Below are 16,586 nucleotides of genomic sequence, written 5' to 3' on the forward strand. Positions count from 1 at the left end.
CTCCATTCACCTCACCCGGATTCAGTTCAAGGACTTGATGATGCGATCGATTCGCGCCACAGCCTTCTCCGCGGTGCCCTTGATGTAGAAACCGTCGACCGCCGCATAGGTGACGTGGTCGAAATTCCATTTGTCGGGCATGTTCTTGGCGCCGCCCTCGAACATCGACATGACGAACGTGCTGGAGAAGGACGAGTTCTCGCGGATCGCGTTCGCGGTCGAGGTGGACAACTCCGGTTCCACGCCCGCGAAGACGCCCTTGCCGACCTGGAAGACCCAGATCGGCACCTGGGCGGTGCCGGTGGGGGTGAAGGTGACGGACTTGGTGGGCGCGCTGGCCTGGGGACCCGTGACCTGGGTCGTGGTGATGTCGTCGGTGACGAGCCGCACGACGACCTGCTTGCCGCTCTCGTACTTGCCGATCCCCTGCGCCACCCGCACGATCTCGTCGCCGAGCCGCTCGCCCTGCGCGGTCAGCAGCGCGAATCCGGCGTCGTGCAGATCGACGCCGTAGGTCCAGCCCTTGTCCTTGTCGATCGTGTACCGCTTCGACCGGTACGCCGGGAACTGGTCACCGCACGCGCCGACGAGCCAGAAGCCGACGGCACCGGGGTACTGGGCCTCGACGTGGGCTACGGCCGCGCCGGCGAGGTCGGCGGAGATCGGCAGGGTGCCGTCGGCCATGACCGAGTCCTGCATCACGCACGACTGCACGTTGTAGTTGGTCAGGACGGCGATCGGGTTCCCGTCGAGGTCGTTGAAGCGGGCGACGTACACGCCCTTGTCCGAGGGCAGTTGCTCGTTCACGCCGAGCCAATAGCCGTCGGCGGTGAGGACGTTGCGGTTGACGTTGACGTCGGACCTGCCGGAGCCGTAGCCGACCTCGGCGTCCTGGAGGTTCTTCACGGCGTCGGCGACCGCGGACTTGGTGGCGGCGACGATGTTCTGCACGTACGCGGCGGCACCGGCCGAGGACGAACTCGCCTGCACGTGCGGCGCGGAGAAGCAGTGCGTGACGGTGACCATGATGTTCGCGGTGGCTGTACCGGTCGCCGCGGTGATCGCGTCCCGCATCAGCGCGACCGCCTCCGCGCTGATCGAGGTCAGGTCCAGCACGGCCAGCGCGATACGGCGGGACCCGGATTCCACCAGCAGGACACGGACGTTGAGGTCGTCGTGCACGGCGGTGAAGCTGTCCAACGGCAGCAGCGAGGCACCGGGCGTGAACGCGGCCTTCCCGACACCGACCTTCAGCCCACCGGTGGCCTTCGTGGCGGCCTGCGCGGAAGTGGCAGTACCGAGTGCGGTCGCCGCGAGGGCGGTGACCGCACCGGCGGCCACGACGGTCCGCCGGCTCAACTCACTCTGATTCTGGTGTTGTTCACGCATGTGCTGTCCTCCGAGAAGCTGCGGGTGGGGGTGGGACCAACTGCCGGGCAGCATCACAGCGAATTTCGAGGGCAACAATGAGGGGCGCGCGCAATCAATGCTTTCGCGAATGACGTATGCATTTTGACGTGCGACGTTGGCTGGAATTCATAGCAATAGGACGCGAATTCACAGCGGCATCAGAGAGACCCCAGAGCGATCTCAGAGCGGCCGCCACCTTGACTTTCCGCACCCCCCTCGGTCAGCCCACACGGGTGAACCGTGTCGATCACCCGCGCGGCGTCCGAACAGTCGACCTAGGCTCGCGCCACAACATCAACACGACGGCCCCCACCCGGGACTGCCATCCCGAACGAGGGCCTGACCAGCACGGAAGTGGACCTTCCCTGTGGCTGATTGCGAGCCTATCGCTCACCGGTTCATGGACCTGACAGTCCCTGAGTACGCGTACATGTTCGGGTTCTTGCAGGCGGACGGGCATCTGTACCAACAGTCGAGGCAACGAGGGCGACTGACGGTCGAGATCAGCGCGCGGGACATCGGTCTCCTGCGTGAGTTCCAGAAACTGACACCGCACAAAAGCAGCATCACCGAGCGCACGCGGTCGACGAACTTCGCCGAGTCTCACCATGCGGCGCTCTGGAGCCTGTACTCCCTCGAAGCTCGGACCACACTCAACGAACTCGGCCTGCCGTACGGCCGTAAATCGAAGACGATCGCGCCACCTCACGGCGAGTTCTCACACCGTGACTACCTCAGGGGGATCATCGACGCCGACGGCTCGGTGGGCTACATGAACAAGGGCTTCCCGTTCGTTTCCCTCACTACAGCAAGCACGGCCATCGCCACCTACCTGGGCCACTACGCACAGGAGGTCACGGGCGCCGAGCGCCTCATCAAGCGCAACACCCGCGACGACATCTACAACGTCCTCTACATGATGGAGACCGCCCAAAAACTGGCAGCTCACCTCTACTACCCAGGTTGCTTGTCCCTGGAGCGAAAGCACGCAGCCGCCAAGTCGATCGACACCTGGCTACGCCCTTCTGACATGCGAGCCGCCTACACCACACGCCGCTGGGAGGAATGGGAGGACCGAATCCTTCTGGAACTCAACAGCCCATCGGCAGCAGCGGAGAAACTGGGCAGGACAGCCCAAAGCTGCAATCTCCGCGCTTGGCGCCTGCGAACCGGCCAGGCCCCCATGCCAAACCCTCGGTGACTCGATGTGTGAGGCCCCGGACTCTGGCCGGGGCCTCACACATCAACCCTTCACGCACACGACCTGCTTCAGCTTCGCCACGACCTCGACAAGGTCCCGCTGCTGATCGATGACCTGCTCGATCGGCTTGTACGCGCCCGGGATCTCGTCCACGACGCCGGAGTCCTTACGGCACTCCACACCCCGCGTCTGCTCCTCCAGGTCCTTCGTCGAGAAGCGACGCTTGGCCGCGGTACGGCTCATGCGCCGACCGGCGCCGTGCGAGGCCGAGTTGAAGGACTTCTCGTTGCCGAGGCCCTTCACGATGTACGAACCGGTGCCCATGGAGCCCGGGATGATCCCGTACTCGCCGGAGCCGGCGCGGATCGCTCCCTTACGGGTGACCAGCAGGTCGACGCCCTCGTACCGCTCCTCGCTCACGTAGTTGTGATGGCACGAGATCTCGGCGTCGAACGTCGGCTTCGCCTTCTTGAACTCCTTGCGGATCACGTCCTTCAGGAGCGCCATCATGATCGTGCGGTTGTACTTCGCGTACTCCTGCGCCCAGAACAGGTCGTTGCGGTACGCCGCCATCTGCGGGGTGTCCGCGATGAAGACGGCGAGATCACGGTCGACCAGGCCCTGGTTGTGCGGGAGCTTCTGCGCCGTACCTATGTGGTGCTCGGCGAGTTCCTTGCCGATGTTCCGGGACCCGGAGTGGAGCATGAGCCAGACCGAACCGTCGCCATCTATGCACACTTCTGTGAAATGGTTGCCGGATCCGAGCGTTCCCATCTGCTTTTGTGCACGTTCCTGACGGAATTTGACCGCTTCGGCTACCCCGTCGAACCGCCCCCAGAAGTCGTCCCACCCCCCAGTGGCCAGCCCGTAGAACCGCCCCGGCTCCACAGGACTGTCATGCATCCCCCGCCCCACCGGAATCGCCTGCTCGATCTTCGACCGCAGCCGCGACAGATCGCCGGGAAGATCGTTCGCCGTGAGTGACGTCTTCACCGCGGACATTCCGCAGCCGATGTCGACCCCCACCGCCGCGGGGCACACCGCGCCCTGCATCGCGATGACCGAACCGACCGTCGCGCCCTTCCCGTAGTGCACGTCCGGCATGACCGCGAGGCCCTTGATCCACGGCAGGGTCGCGACGTTGCGCAGCTGCTGGAGCGCGCCCTCCTCGACCGACGCCGGGTCGGTCCACATGCGGATCGGTACCTTGGCGCCCGGCATCTCCACGTACGACATAGCGTCCTCATTCCCCCGGAAACAATCAAAAAAAGTCAAAAGCCATACATCGCAAAACCTGCGCCAAGGTCAACGAAAGGGACAGCGGACCGGCATCCACGGCTGTGCGTGCGATAGACATTGTCTCCAGGGGGTCCCCCGGTGCGGCAAGCGATTAACCAGCGGGGACACTGGCAGACCTTGGATCGTTCAAGGGGTCGAGGGGCGCGGAACACCGCCGGCACCCGACACCCGACACCTACCCGACACACCGTCGAGAGGAGCCCGACCGTGCAGCGGAAGGCGTACGTACCCGGCACCGCCGCGCTCCTCGTGGCGCTGCTGGCCGGCTGCACGAGCGGCTCGACCGACAGCGGTACGACGGACGACGCGAACCCGGGCGAGGCCGGTACGGCGACGGCGGTGGCCCAGCCGGGCAAGTACCGCACGCTTCCGGAGCCCTGCGGGGCGGTCAGTCAGGGCACCCTCGACTCCCTGCTCCCCGGCATCAAGCAGATCGCCGACGCGGAGCAGCGCGAGGCGGCGTACGCGGGCGACGCGACACTGACGTACGACACGGACCGCAAGGTCGGCTGCCGTTGGAAGGTCGAGTCCACGGAGGCGACCGACCATCTCCTGGTCGACTTCGAGCGGGTGGTGTCCTACGACAACGCCGTGAGCGACGACAACCAGGCGCAGACGATCTTCGCGACGAAGGAGACGGCGGCGGATCTCCCGGAGCCGACGGCGAGCGCCACGGCGTCGGGCACCGGGTCGAACTCCGCGTCGGCGTCCGACTCGGCGTCGGACTCCACGACACCCTCCGCCACCCCGTCGTCCTCGTCCTCGTCCTCCGCGTCCGCCTCCGACTCCAGCTCGACGTCGGCCTCCCCCTCCGCCTCCCCCACCGGTCTCGAACCCCGCGCCCTCTCCGGTCTCGGCGACGAGGCGTTCCTCGACGACGCGTTGAGCAGCTCCGGTTCGACGGCTCAACAGCGCACGGTGACTGTGGTGTTTCGCACGTCCAACGTCATTGTGACCATCGAGTACGAGGAGCAGCCGGCGACGGTCGGTGTCGTGCCGGACAGCCAGAAGATGCAGGACAGGGCCCGGAAACTGGCCGCGCAGCTGGCCGACTCGCTCAACGGCTGAGGCGTTCGGGAGGGCCGTTCGCGGGGTCGCGCAAAGGCCGTGAACGGAGACCGCACAGCTGACTCACCGCGTACCGTGGCCCCTCGGACCCGATCCGACGGCAGGAACCACGAGCGTCATGAGTGAAGGAACCATGCATCAACCAGCACAGCGAGACCGGAGTGACCAGCAGCGGGCGAAGCGTCTGAGCCGCGTCCTTGTCTGCGCGGCGGCCGTTCCGGTGATGCTGATCGCGGCCGGCTGCTCCTCGGACTCCGGCTCCGCCGACGGCGCGGGCAAGGACACGACCGGCCCCGGTGCGACGACGTCCGCCGACGCGACCGCCGCTCCGACGGTGCAGGCGGCGGCGTACCAGAAGCTGCCCGAGCCGTGTGCGGTGCTGTCGAAGAAGACGTTGACCGATCTGGTGCCGAAGGGCGCCAAGTCGGGCAAGGAGGGCACCTCCAGCGACACGGCGTCGCGCGGCAGTTGCTCCTGGACGAGCCTGGACAACAACGGGGTCAAGGGGTCGCAGTTCCGCTGGCTGAACGTGTCGTTGCTGCGGTTCGACTCCTCGCAGACGCAGGGCGAGGGCGACAAGCTGGCCGCCGCGTACTACGCGAAGCAGGTGCAGGAGGCGCAGTCCGTCACCGGCGCGAAGAACGCCAAGTCGGAGCCGGTCGCGGGCGCGGGCGCCGAGGCGACGGCGGTGCGCTACGACCTGAAGAAGAAGGAAGGCGCCTTCAAGCAGCAGACGGTGGTGGCGCGGGTCGAGAACGTGGTCGTCACGATCGACTACAACGGCGCGGGCCTCGCGGGCGAGAAGGCCCCGAGCGCGGACACGCTGACGAAGGCGGCGGAGAAGGCCGTGAAGGAGGCCGTGGCGGCGGTCACGTCGGCCAACGGCACGGGCGGGGACGCGGGTTCGGGCTCCGGCTCGGGCGGCGCGAGCAGCACGCCCTCGAAGTCACCCTCCAAGGCTCCCACCAAGTCCGCCTCCCCGTCCGCCTCCAAGTCCGCGGCGAAGTCCGACGCGAAGGCCCCGGCGGCCACCGCTTCCTCCTCCGCCTCTTCCGCCGCCGACAAGAGCTGACCGCACATTTCACATCCGGTTCGTCTCCGGACCCCAACTCGCAGGTCAGCACAGCCCTTTGACGGAGCCCGGCCCTGTCGCGGACCGGGCTCCTGACGGACCGGCACCCGGGACGCCGCACACATGTGCCACCCTGTTGCGCGCAACAACATGTAAGGGGAGGGGAGTCCGGGTGTCCGCACCCATTCAGCTCACACGTATGCACCGGGTACTCATCGGTGTGGTCGTCTCCGGTGCGGTCGTCATCGCCGGTATCGGCTTCGCCGGTTCGTACGCCGCCGTGCGCGAGCTCGCCCTGAAGAAGGGCTTCGGGAACTTCGCGTACGTCTTCCCGATCGGCATCGACGCGGGCATCTGTGTCCTGCTCGCCCTCGACCTGCTCCTGACCTGGATCAGGATCCCCTTCCCGCTGCTGCGCCAGACGGCGTGGCTGCTGACGGTCGCGACGATCGCGTTCAACGGCGCCGCGGCCTGGCCCGACCCGCTCGGGGTCGGCATGCACGCGGTGATCCCGATCCTGTTCGTGGTCTCGGTGGAGGCGGCCCGGCACGCGATCGGCCGGATCGCCGACATCACGGCCGACAAGCACATGGAGGGCGTCCGGCTCACCCGCTGGCTGCTCTCCCCCGTCCCGACGTTCCTGCTCTGGCGCCGCATGAAGCTGTGGGAGCTGCGCTCCTACGAGCAGGTCATCAAGCTGGAGCAGGACCGCCTCGTCTACCAGGCCCGCCTGCACTCCCGCTTCGGCCGCGCCTGGCGCCGCAAGGCCCCGGTGGAGTCGATGATGCCGCTGCGGCTGGCCCGCTACGGCGTCCCCCTCGCGGAGACGGCCCCCTCGGGCCTGGCGGCGGCGGGCATCGAGCCCGTACTGCTGCCCCCGGCCCCGCAGTTGGAGCCGGTCCGCGAGCAGGAGCAGCCGGCGGCACCGGCCGTCCAGAACACCCCGGCACCGGTCCGCGAGCAACTCCCGGCCGCCGAGGGCAACGAGCGGCACGAGCAGTCGCGGGACCAGGCCGAGCCGCAGAACCCGTGGCTGCACTCGCGGGACCCGCAGACGGTGGCGTACCAGGGCGGCTACGACCCGACGTACGACCCGGACACGGCCTACCGGCAGTGGTACGCGGAGCAGCAACAGGCCGAGCAGTTCCAGCAGTACGAGGAGGAGCAGCAGCGGTTCGAGCAGCAACAGCAGCCGTTCCCGCAGCAACAGGCCTTCCCCCAGCAGCAGTTCGAGGAGCCGCCGCTCCCCGAGCCGGAGCCCTCGCCCGAGGACACCGGCACGTTCCCGATCCCGGCGGGCCCCGGCCGTACCCGTGAACTGGGCGCGGGCGGCGGCACCGAGCCGTCCGAGGACGACTACTACCTCATCTTCAAGAAGTCGATAGACGGCAGCTACCCGACCGGCGGCCAGTTCCGGGACGACGTGGAGGCCACCTACGGCATCACGCTCCCGCACCGCGACGCCGACCGCATGGCCAAGCGCTTCACCAACCGCCACACGGCGGAACTCCAGGAGGACCACATCGCGTAAGCGGTTCCGGTCCGATCTCCTACGACGATGAGGGCGCCCCGAGCTCAGCAGCTCGGAGCGCCCTCATCGTCGTAGAGCCGACTGGCCGGGGTGCTACTCCCCCAGCAGCCTCCGCACCCGCTCCTGCCCGACCGCGAGGAGCAGCGTGGGCAGACGCGGGCCGGTGTCGCGGCCGACCAGCAGGTGGTAGAGGAGGGCGAAGAACGTGCGCTGGGCGGTCTTGATCTCCGGCGGGAGTTCCTTGGCGGTCGCGTCGGCGGAGAAGCCGGCCTGGACCTTGGGGACGCCGTAGACGAGGTGGCTCAGGCCGTCCAGGGACCAGTGGTCGGCGAGGCCGTCGCGCAGGAGCCGTAGCGACTGCTGGGAGGGCTCGTCGAGGGACTTGAGGAGTTCGGTGTCGGGTTCCTCGCGCACGATGGTCCGCTGGTCGGCGGGGACGTGCGTGTTGATCCAGGCCTCGGCCTTGTCGAGCCGGGGGCGGACCTCGTCGAGGGTGGACAGGGGGTGGGCGGGGTCCAGTTCGCTGAGGATGCGCAGCGACTGCTCCTCGTCGCCCGCGGTGATGTCGGCGACGGACGCGAGGGTCCGGTACGGCATCGGGCGGGGCGTGCGGGGAAGTTCACCGGCGGCGGTACGCACGGCACGGGAGTGCGCGGCAAGGTCGGCGGGCAGGGCGGACCCGTCCGCGACCTTCCCGTCGAGCTTGTCCCACTCGTCGTAGAGGCGCTGGATCTCCTGGTCGAAGGCGATCTTGAAGGACTGGTTGGGGCGGCGGCGGGCGTAGAGCCAGCGCAGGAGCTGCGGTTCCATGATCTGGAGCGCGTCGGCCGGGGTGGGGACCCCGCCCATGCTGCTGGACATCTTGGCCATGCCGCTGATGCCGACGAAGGCGTACATGGGCCCGATGGGCCGCTCGCCGCCGAAGATCCCGACGATCTGCCCGCCGACCTGGAAGGACGAGCCGGGAGACGTGTGGTCGACACCGGAGGGCTCGAAGATGACGCCCTCGTAGGCCCAGCGCATGGGCCAGTCGACCTTCCAGACCAGCTTGCCGCGGTTGAACTCGCTGAGCAGGACGGTCTCGGTGAAGCCGTCCTCCGTGCAGACGTACGTCAGCTCGGTGGTGTCGTCGTCGTACGCCGTGACGGTGGTGAGGTCCTTGCCACAGCTGCCGCAGAAGGGCTTGTACGGGAAGTAGCCGGCGGAACCGGAGCTGCCGTCGTCCTCCTCGGCCGCGCCGGATCCCGCCTCGGCCTCCAGCTCGGCGGCGTCGACAGCCTTCTGCTGTTGCTTCTTCGCCGGGGCCTTCTTGGTGCGGTACTGGTCGAGGATCGCGTCGATGTCACCGCGGTGCTTCATGGCGTGCAGGATCTGCTCGCGGTACACGCCGGAGGTGTACTGCGCGGTCTGGCTGATCCCGTCGAACTCCACGCCCAGCTCGGCGAGGGAGGCGACCATGGCGGCCTTGAAGTGCTCGGCCCAGTTCGGGTACGCGGACCCGGCCGGGGCGGGTACCGAGGTCAGCGGCTTCCCGATGTGCTCGGCCCAGCTCGCATCCGCGCCCTCGACCCCATTGGGCACCTTGCGGTAGCGGTCGAAGTCGTCCCAGGAGATGAGGTGCCGGACCTCGTGACCCCGGCGGCGGATCTCGTCGGCGACGAGGTGCGGGGTCATGACCTCGCGGAGGTTCCCGAGGTGGATGGGCCCGGAGGGGGACAGCCCGGACGCGACGACGACCGGTTTGCCCGGGGCCCGACGCTCCGACTCCTCGATGACCTCATCCGCGAAACGGGAGACCCAGTCGGTGGTCTCGGTGCTCTGAGCCACGATCGGCACGTCCTTCTTTCTGACACGGGGCAGCCGGTACGGTCGCACGACTGACCGTTTCATTGTCCCAGGCGAGCCAGCATCCACGAAAACGCCTTTTCCAAGCCCGTGACTGTGGGTGGGGCCGGGTTGGAGGTGGGTGGTTTCGGTTGTGTGCGGGGTGCGGGTGCGTGGGGGCTGCTCGCGCCCGCGCGGCGGAGCCGCAAATCGATGCAGCCCCGCGCCCCTTGAAGGCGGCTGCGCCGCCGTCCAAGGCGCCGCCCCGCACCTCTCCACCCCGCGAATCCCGATGCCGTTAGGGGCGCGGGGAACTGCGCGACCAGCCCCCACCGGGCCCGCACCCGAAAAACTGGCTTTACCCCCCATGGGATACTGAGCGTGTCTACCAAACCCACCAGGAGAACGGCTCCCACCCCATGACCCCGGTCACGTCGCTCACCGACCTAGTCCACCAGCGCCTCGCGAACGCCCTCACGGCAACCCTGCCGGAGGCCGCCGCGGACCCCCTGCTGCGACGTAGCGACCGGGCCGACTTCCAGGCGAACGGCATCCTCGCCCTCGCGAAGAAGGCCAAGGCCAACCCCCGGGAGCTGGCAACCCAGGTCGTGGCGAACGTGACCACCGGCGACGTGATCAAGGACATCGAGGTCTCCGGCCCCGGCTTCCTGAACGTCACGATCACCGACCGGGCGATCACCGAAACCCTGGCCGCCCGCTACGCCGACGACACGGATCGCCTGGGCGTCCCCCTCGCCCCCCACCCCGGCACGACGGTCATCGACTACGCCCAGCCGAACGTGGCGAAGGAGATGCACGTCGGTCACCTCCGTTCCGCGGTGATCGGCGACGCGGTCGTCCAACTCCTGGAGTTCACCGGCGAGTCGGTGATCCGGCGGCACCACATCGGCGACTGGGGAACCCAGTTCGGCATGCTGATCCAGTATCTGGACGAGCACCCGGGCGAGTTGGACCACGCCGACACGGACGTCACCGGCGAGGAGGCGATGTCGAACCTCGACCGTCTCTACAAGGCCGCGCGCAAACTCTTCGACTCCGACGAGGAGTTCAAGACGCGGGCGCGGCGCCGGGTGGTGGACCTCCAGGCGGGCGACCCGCAGACCCTCGCCGCGTGGCAGAAGTTCGTGGACGAGTCGAAGATCTACTTCTTCTCCGTCTTCGAGAAGCTGGACATGGAGATCCGGGACGCGGACATCGTCGGCGAGTCGGGTTACAACGACATGCTGGACGAGACGTGCCGCCTGCTGGAGGAGTCCGGCGTCGCGGAGATCTCGGACGGCGCGCTGTGCGTGTTCTTCGACGACATCAAGGGCCCGGACGGCAACCGTGTCCCCCTGATCGTCCGCAAGTCCGACGGCGGCTACGGCTACGCGGCGACGGACCTGTCGGCGATCCGGGACAGGGTCTTCAACCTCAAGGCGACCTCGCTCCTCTACGTCGTCGACGTCCGCCAGTCCCTGCACTTCAAGATGGTCTTCGAGACCGCACGGCGGGCCGGCTGGCTCAACGACGACGTCACGGCGTACCAGTTGGCCTTCGGCACGATCCTCGGCAAGGACGGCAAGCCGTTCAAGACGCGTGAGGGTGTGTCGGTGAAGCTGGAGGACCTCCTCGACGAGGCGGTCCAGCGCGCCACGGCGGTCGTGCGGGACAAGGCGGAGAAGGTCGGCCTGACCGAGCAGGAGATCATCGACAACGGCCGCTACGTGGGCATCGGCGCGGTGAAGTACGCCGACCTGTCGACGTCCGCGGTCCGTGACTACAAGTTCGACCTGGACCAGATGGTCTCCCTGAACGGCGACACGGCGGTGTACCTCCAGTACGCCTACGCCCGCATCCAGTCCATCCTCCGCAAGGCGGGCGAGGCCCGCCCGGTTGCCCACCCGGAGCTCGAACTGGCCCCGGCGGAGCGCGCGTTGGGCCTCCACCTGGACCAGTTCAGCGAGGTCGTGGCGGAGGCCGCCAAGGAGTACGCCCCGCACAAGCTGACGGCGTACCTGTACCAACTGGCGTCCACCCTCACGACGTTCTACGACCAGTGCCACGTGCTGTCCCCGGACAACGCCCCGGAGGTCGTCGAGAACCGCCTGTTCCTGGTGGACTTGACGGCGCGGACGTTGCAGCGGGGCATGGCGCTGCTGGGGATCAGGACGCCGGAGAAGCTGTAAGGGTGTCCAGAAGGCAGATGTTCAGAAGGCACCTGTGATTGTGGCCCGCCCTCTCCCCCGGGAGGGCGGGCCACTTTCATGAACGGCCTTTGCCGTCAAGGGTCCTTGCCGCCAAAGGCCGTCGGCTCAGATGCCGTTGGCGAAGTTCTTGAACGCGGCCCGGGTGCCGGAGCCCGCGTCGCCGTCGATCGCGCCGGTGTAGCCCCAGTTCTGCAGCAGCCGCTGGAGCGCCTTGATGGTGTTGACACCGGGGTCGCCGTCGATGGCGCCGGTGTAGCCCCAGTAGGTCTGGAGGTTGCGCTGGAACGCCTTCCAGCTGTTCGGGCCGAGCTGTCCGTCGACGGTGTCGGTGTAACCCCAGTACGTGTGCAGCCAGTTCTGCACCTTCTTCGCCTCGGCGGTGGTGAGGCCGAAGTTCTGCACCGCCTGGATCGAGACGTCGGACGCCTGTACGGAGGCGGCCGGCGCGGCGAAGCTGGGGGCGGCGAACGCGACGCCCCCGACCGCGATACCGGCGACGGCGGTGAGGCTGACGAGGGTCCTGGCCACGACATTCGGTCGCATGCGTTCCTCTTTCAGGTAGTCGGTCGTCGTGCTGGAACGAGACTGCGGCCCGCCCGGGCCGCCCCGCCACAGTCGCCGCCGAAGTGACGTCTCGACGGGACACCACCCAATCTGACCTGCGAGGACACCGACAGTCGGGACGGTGGGACGGGACGCCTGACGGTCCCTTGCGGACCATGGCCGATTCCCCCCGCGCGCTGGAACCGAATAACCGTGCGATGCGGTGTCAGTGATGCAGAATGCGACGCGACAGGGACCGCTGACCCCGGCCCCTGAACGCGAAGTGGGGGGAACACATGTCGCGTTGGAAGGCGCTGCCCGCGGAACTCGACCCGCGCGTACGGCAGTTGGTGGTACGCCTGCGCCGGCTGAAGGACCACAGCGGCCTGAGCATCCGGCAGTTGGCGTCGAGGACGGGGTACAGCGCGAAGTCCTGGGAACGGTATCTGGGCGCCCGTTCCCTGCCGCCCGCCGAGGCGCTGGAGGCCCTCGCCCGGGTCTGCGGCGAGGACCCTGCCCGCCTGCTGGCACTGCGGGAGGTGGCGGCGGAGGGCTGGACGGCCACGCCCGAACAACCCCTGGTTTCAGGCCACTTGCCGTCACCGGAGCCGGCCCCCCGGTCCCCCGAGCGACGCGCCCTGCGCATCGCGCTGGTGGCGGGCTCGGTGACCCTGGTCCTGGCGGTCTCGTCGGCGGTGCTGGTGACGGTCCGCATCATGGACGCCGACAACAGCGGCGCCTCTACGGCTTCGAGTACGGCCACGACCCGATCGGCGGCCCCGCTCGCCGCGCCGACGGCCGCGTCGCCGTACCCCTGCCGGATCCGGCGGACCGACGGCCACTGGTACGCGGGCAACAGCCGTACCCAGCAGGAGAATCTGGCCGTGGGCGACACCGGGCCCGATGTCGCCGAGGCGCAGTGTCTGCTGCGCAGGGCGGGGATATCGCCGGGCGGCATCGACGGGATCTTCGGCCCGCTGACGGAACACGCGGTCAAGGCGTTCCAGAAGCGGTCCGGCCTCGTCGTGGACGGCATGGTCGGCCCGCACACCTGGAAGGCCCTCCGGGGATGAACCAACTGACCTCTGCACTGAGGGAGTTGCGAACCGCCACCGGCCTCAGCCTGGCGGCCCTCGCCGCGAAGACGCCGTACAGCAAGTCGTCCTGGGAGCGGTACCTCAACGGCAAGACGCTGCCCCCGAGGGAGGCGGTGGAGGAGCTGTGCCGGCTCGCGGGTGAACCGGTGGGCCGATGTGTGGCGCTGTGGGAGATCGCGGAGGCGGAGGCGAGCGGGCGCGGGGCGACGAACCAAGGCCGGCCACCAACGGCAACGGCGGCACCCCCAACGCCCACCTCCCCGCCCCCGGTTCAGGAGCAACGCGGCGTCGTGACCCTCGCGGTCCTCGCGTCCGTCTGCGCGGTGGCCGTGACCGCCGTGGTCCTCGCCCTGCTCCTGCTCCCCGACTCCCGCGCGTCCGACCCTCTCTCCCCCACCGCCGCCACCACAGCCGCCCCCGACGGCCCGGGCTGCCACGGCGCGGCCTGCGAGGGCCGCAGCCCGATCGCCATGCGCTGCGCCGCCCAGCCGGACACCGTCGCCCAGCACCGGACGGCCACCGGCGCCTGGATGGAACTCCGCCACAGCCGGGAGTGCGGCACGACCTGGGCCCGCACCTGGGGCGGCCACACCGGCGACCGCATCGAGCTGAGCGTCCCGGGCCGAGCGGGAGCGGCGCACGGCGCGGAGGTGGGCAACGCCGTGGACGCGGAGTCGTATGTGTACACGCTGATGGCGGTGACGGCGCCGGGGACGGTGGTGCGGGCGTGCTTCCGGCCAGCAGGGGGCGGGAAGCAGGAATGCTTTGACGGACGCGTGCACTGAACCGAGCCCACCGTCGACATTGCGGAACTCGACACCTGAGACCGCTCAGAAAGAACCGAGGAACCGGTCCCACCAGGTGGGCTCGCCGGAACCATGGAAAGGCAGGGGCGTGTCACCGAAGAGGCCTTGGAGCCCCCCTTGCCGCCCCCGAGGACGACCCGCACGAGCCCCGCGCCCCTGGGCGCCGTTCACCGTGGCGACGCCGATGTCACGACCCCGTAGCACCCAGGTAAGACCACCCTATGAATGACGTAAGAGGAGACTTAATACGAGCGAGACAAAGGGCGTCAAGGGGAATTCGAAAACTGTATGCGCACAGCAGATACACAGGCTGTGACTATCTTGGCTTTTCACGCGACGGCGATCAAGAAGTCACCTTTCAGTGACCAATGCGGACAAAACTCCCGACCACTCACACCGCAGGCCGAGGCAACCGACCGGCACTTCACCAAATTTACACATGACGGGTACGGTAAGGTCGTGGTAAGTTCATGAGGTCGCCAAGTGGCTTTCCCTGCGCAAAATGAAACTTCGGCCCTCACCTTTCCGTCGAATGTCGAATTCACTCTCGACGTCGCCGAGCGAATTGAGTAAAGGGTCCGGGGAATGTCGAGAGTCAAAGTCAGTGTGATCGTTCCCGTGTACAACACCGGGAAATACATCGACGAGTGCGCGCCGTCACTGCTCGGGCAGAGCCTGCCCTCCGACGAGTACGAGGTGCTCTACGTCGACGACGGCTCGACCGACGACACGCTGGGCAGGCTGGAGAAGCTCGCGGGCACACACCCGAACGTCCAGGTGCATACCCGACCGAACTCGGGCTGGCCGGGCGCGCCCCGCAATCTCGGCATGAAACACGCCAAGGGCGAGTACATCCAATTCGTCGACCACGACGACACGCTCGGGCCGGAGGCCCTGGAGCGGCTGTACGAGCACGCGAAGCGGAACGACGCGGACGTGGTCCTCGGCAAGATGTCCAGCACGATGGTGCGGCCCCGGCGACTGTTCCGGCACACGGTGGATGCCTGCACCATCGAGAACGACGAACTCATGCAGAGCATGACCCCGCACAAGATGTTCCGGCGGGCCTTCGTCGAGGAACACGGACTGCGGTTCCCGGAAGGGCCGTGGTTCTTCGAGGACATGTTGTTCGTCAGCGCCGCCTATCTGAAGGCCGAGCGCATATCGGTCCTCGCCGACTATCCCGTCTACTACTGGATGAAGCGGGACGACGGCGGCAACAACACCCAGCACCGGTTCCATCCCCGGTTCGGGTTCTGGCCCAATGTCCGCACCATCGTCCGCCAGATCAAGGACGGCACCACGCCCTCGGACGACCTCGACGCACTCCAGAACCGACTGCTGCACCGCAACTACCACGTGGAGATCCTCTCCCGCGCCCGCGAGCCGGAGATCCTCCGCGAGGACCCGGCCGAGCAACGCCCCCGCTTCGAGGCGGCCCGGGAACTGGCACTGACCGAGTTCCCCGCGGCCGTACGAGAAGGCCTCCCCGCGGTGTCCCGGCTGCGCGCCACGCTGCTGGAGGCCGGTGACTTCGACGGCGCCGTCGCCCTCGCGGAGCGCGTCCGCGAGGTCAAGGCCCGCAGCGAGATCGGTGAACTACGCTGGGAGAACGGCCGGTTGGTCGCCGACGTGACGCTGGACCTGCTGCGCGGTGACGGCGAGCCCCTCGTCCTCGTCGAGCGGGACGGAAAGCAGTACCTGGACCCGGAGTTGCTGGAAGGCGTGCCGGGGACGGAGGACGGCTGGGAGGTCGCCGACCCCTTCCGGCTCGCGTACGCGGAGCTCGTGGTGAAGGACCGGGACCGCGAGGACTGGTGGTACCCGGAGGGCGACCTGGAGGTACGGCTGAAGCCCCTCGGGGACGGCCGTTCGCAGGTCGTCGCCTCCGGACAACTGTCCCTGGACCCCGAGCGGTTGGCGGGCGGCCGGCCGTTGGAGCGCGGGGTGCACGACGTGTGGGCGTACGTCCAACTGCTGGGCGTGGACCGGATGGTGCGCGTGACGGGCGAGGGCCCGGCGGCGGGTCCCGCGCTGACGGGTGGCCGGCTCGCGCTGCCGTACTGGACGGTCAAGGGCCAGCTCGCCCTCGACATCGACCAGCGCCAGCGCAAGCTCGGCCCCGACACGGCCGCGGTCGCCGCGACCAACTCCGAGCGGGGTGAGGGGAGTTCACTCCCCCTGCCGTACCTGGCGGCTACGGCGGACTCCGCCCCCGCCCGCGTGAAGGTCACTGTGGCGACACTCGCGGTGACCGCCGAACTGCTCCCCACCCCCGACGCCACCACGGCCCGACTCCGCCTCCCCGCCCGCCTGAAGCTCCCCTCCGGCCGCCACCCGGTCACCCTCCCGAAGACGACCGGCCCGCTCGCGTACGCGGTCGTGCGCGACGGCACGGTGCTCCGCCTGGAGGGCCCGGCGTACGAGGCCGGGAGCGGGCGACGCCTCCTCGACTCCGTCGGGGACAACCGTCAAGTGCGGCGGGTGCGACGGAAGTTGGGGAAGCCGGGGACGTAAGGGAGTTC

Annotated in this window: 12 protein-coding genes; 8 read left to right on the top strand and 4 right to left on the bottom strand. The window is 68.4% G+C overall.

All coding sequences use genetic code 11. From position 1 onward, the window contains the following. Nucleotides 1-21 precede the first annotated feature (21 nt). Nucleotides 22-1,389, bottom strand: a complete 1,368-nt coding sequence (locus OG504_RS23850) for a hypothetical protein (protein ID WP_405991641.1) — start codon at nucleotides 1,387-1,389, stop codon at nucleotides 22-24. 421 nt (nucleotides 1,390-1,810) lie between these two features. Here OG504_RS23850 and OG504_RS23855 point away from each other — a divergent pair, with 421 nt between their 5' ends. Next, a complete protein-coding gene (locus OG504_RS23855) occupies nucleotides 1,811-2,611 on the top strand; it encodes an LAGLIDADG family homing endonuclease (protein WP_405991642.1) in 801 nt (266 codons plus the stop codon). Between the two features lie 42 nt (nucleotides 2,612-2,653). Here OG504_RS23855 and OG504_RS23860 read toward each other — a convergent pair whose 3' ends face one another. Continuing rightward, nucleotides 2,654-3,847, bottom strand: a complete 1,194-nt coding sequence (locus OG504_RS23860) for an RtcB family protein (RefSeq protein WP_405991643.1) — start codon at nucleotides 3,845-3,847, stop codon at nucleotides 2,654-2,656. Between the two features lie 270 nt (nucleotides 3,848-4,117). Here OG504_RS23860 and OG504_RS23865 point away from each other — a divergent pair, with 270 nt between their 5' ends. From OG504_RS23865 to OG504_RS23875, 3 genes are all read left to right on the top strand, one after another. After that, nucleotides 4,118-4,978 carry a DUF3558 domain-containing protein gene (locus OG504_RS23865; RefSeq protein ID WP_405991644.1) on the top strand — a complete coding sequence of 287 codons (861 nt, stop codon included), beginning with the start codon at nucleotides 4,118-4,120 and terminating at the stop codon, nucleotides 4,976-4,978. Nucleotides 4,979-5,111: 133 nt separating this feature from the next. Then, a complete protein-coding gene (locus tag OG504_RS23870; protein ID WP_405991645.1) occupies nucleotides 5,112-6,050 on the top strand; it encodes a DUF3558 domain-containing protein in 939 nt (312 codons plus the stop codon). A 199-nt stretch (nucleotides 6,051-6,249) separates the two neighbouring features. After that, nucleotides 6,250-7,581, top strand: a complete 1,332-nt coding sequence (locus tag OG504_RS23875) for a DUF2637 domain-containing protein (RefSeq protein WP_405996411.1) — start codon at nucleotides 6,250-6,252, stop codon at nucleotides 7,579-7,581. Nucleotides 7,582-7,674: 93 nt separating this feature from the next. Here the strand turns inward: OG504_RS23875 and lysS are convergent, their stop codons facing one another. Then, nucleotides 7,675-9,417: a lysine--tRNA ligase gene (gene lysS / locus OG504_RS23880; protein ID WP_405991646.1), complete on the bottom strand. Its 1,743-nt coding sequence runs from the start codon at nucleotides 9,415-9,417 to the stop codon at nucleotides 7,675-7,677. Between the two features lie 407 nt (nucleotides 9,418-9,824). Here lysS and argS point away from each other — a divergent pair, with 407 nt between their 5' ends. Continuing rightward, a complete protein-coding gene (gene argS / locus OG504_RS23885; protein WP_405991647.1) occupies nucleotides 9,825-11,594 on the top strand; it encodes an arginine--tRNA ligase in 1,770 nt (589 codons plus the stop codon). A gap of 126 nt (nucleotides 11,595-11,720) precedes the next feature. On the opposite strand, the gene OG504_RS23890 is transcribed toward argS, so the two are convergent. After that, a complete protein-coding gene (locus tag OG504_RS23890) occupies nucleotides 11,721-12,158 on the bottom strand; it encodes a peptidoglycan-binding protein (RefSeq protein WP_405991648.1) in 438 nt (145 codons plus the stop codon). Between the two features lie 296 nt (nucleotides 12,159-12,454). On the opposite strand from OG504_RS23890, the gene OG504_RS23895 reads away from it, so the two are divergent. From OG504_RS23895 to OG504_RS23905, 3 genes are all read left to right on the top strand, one after another. Then, nucleotides 12,455-13,231: a peptidoglycan-binding protein gene (locus OG504_RS23895; RefSeq protein WP_405991649.1), complete on the top strand. Its 777-nt coding sequence runs from the start codon at nucleotides 12,455-12,457 to the stop codon at nucleotides 13,229-13,231. Beyond that, a complete protein-coding gene (locus OG504_RS23900) occupies nucleotides 13,228-14,040 on the top strand; it encodes a helix-turn-helix domain-containing protein (RefSeq protein ID WP_405991650.1) in 813 nt (270 codons plus the stop codon). The genes OG504_RS23895 and OG504_RS23900 overlap by 4 nt, the downstream gene beginning before the upstream one ends. Before the next feature lie 606 nt (nucleotides 14,041-14,646). Beyond that, nucleotides 14,647-16,578, top strand: a complete 1,932-nt coding sequence (locus OG504_RS23905; RefSeq protein WP_405991651.1) for a glycosyltransferase family 2 protein — start codon at nucleotides 14,647-14,649, stop codon at nucleotides 16,576-16,578. Nucleotides 16,579-16,586: the final 8 nt, after the last annotated feature.

Source organism: Streptomyces sp. NBC_00986 (assembly GCF_045162565.1).
In the GTDB taxonomy this organism is placed as follows: Bacteria; Actinomycetota; Actinomycetes; order Streptomycetales; family Streptomycetaceae; genus Streptomyces.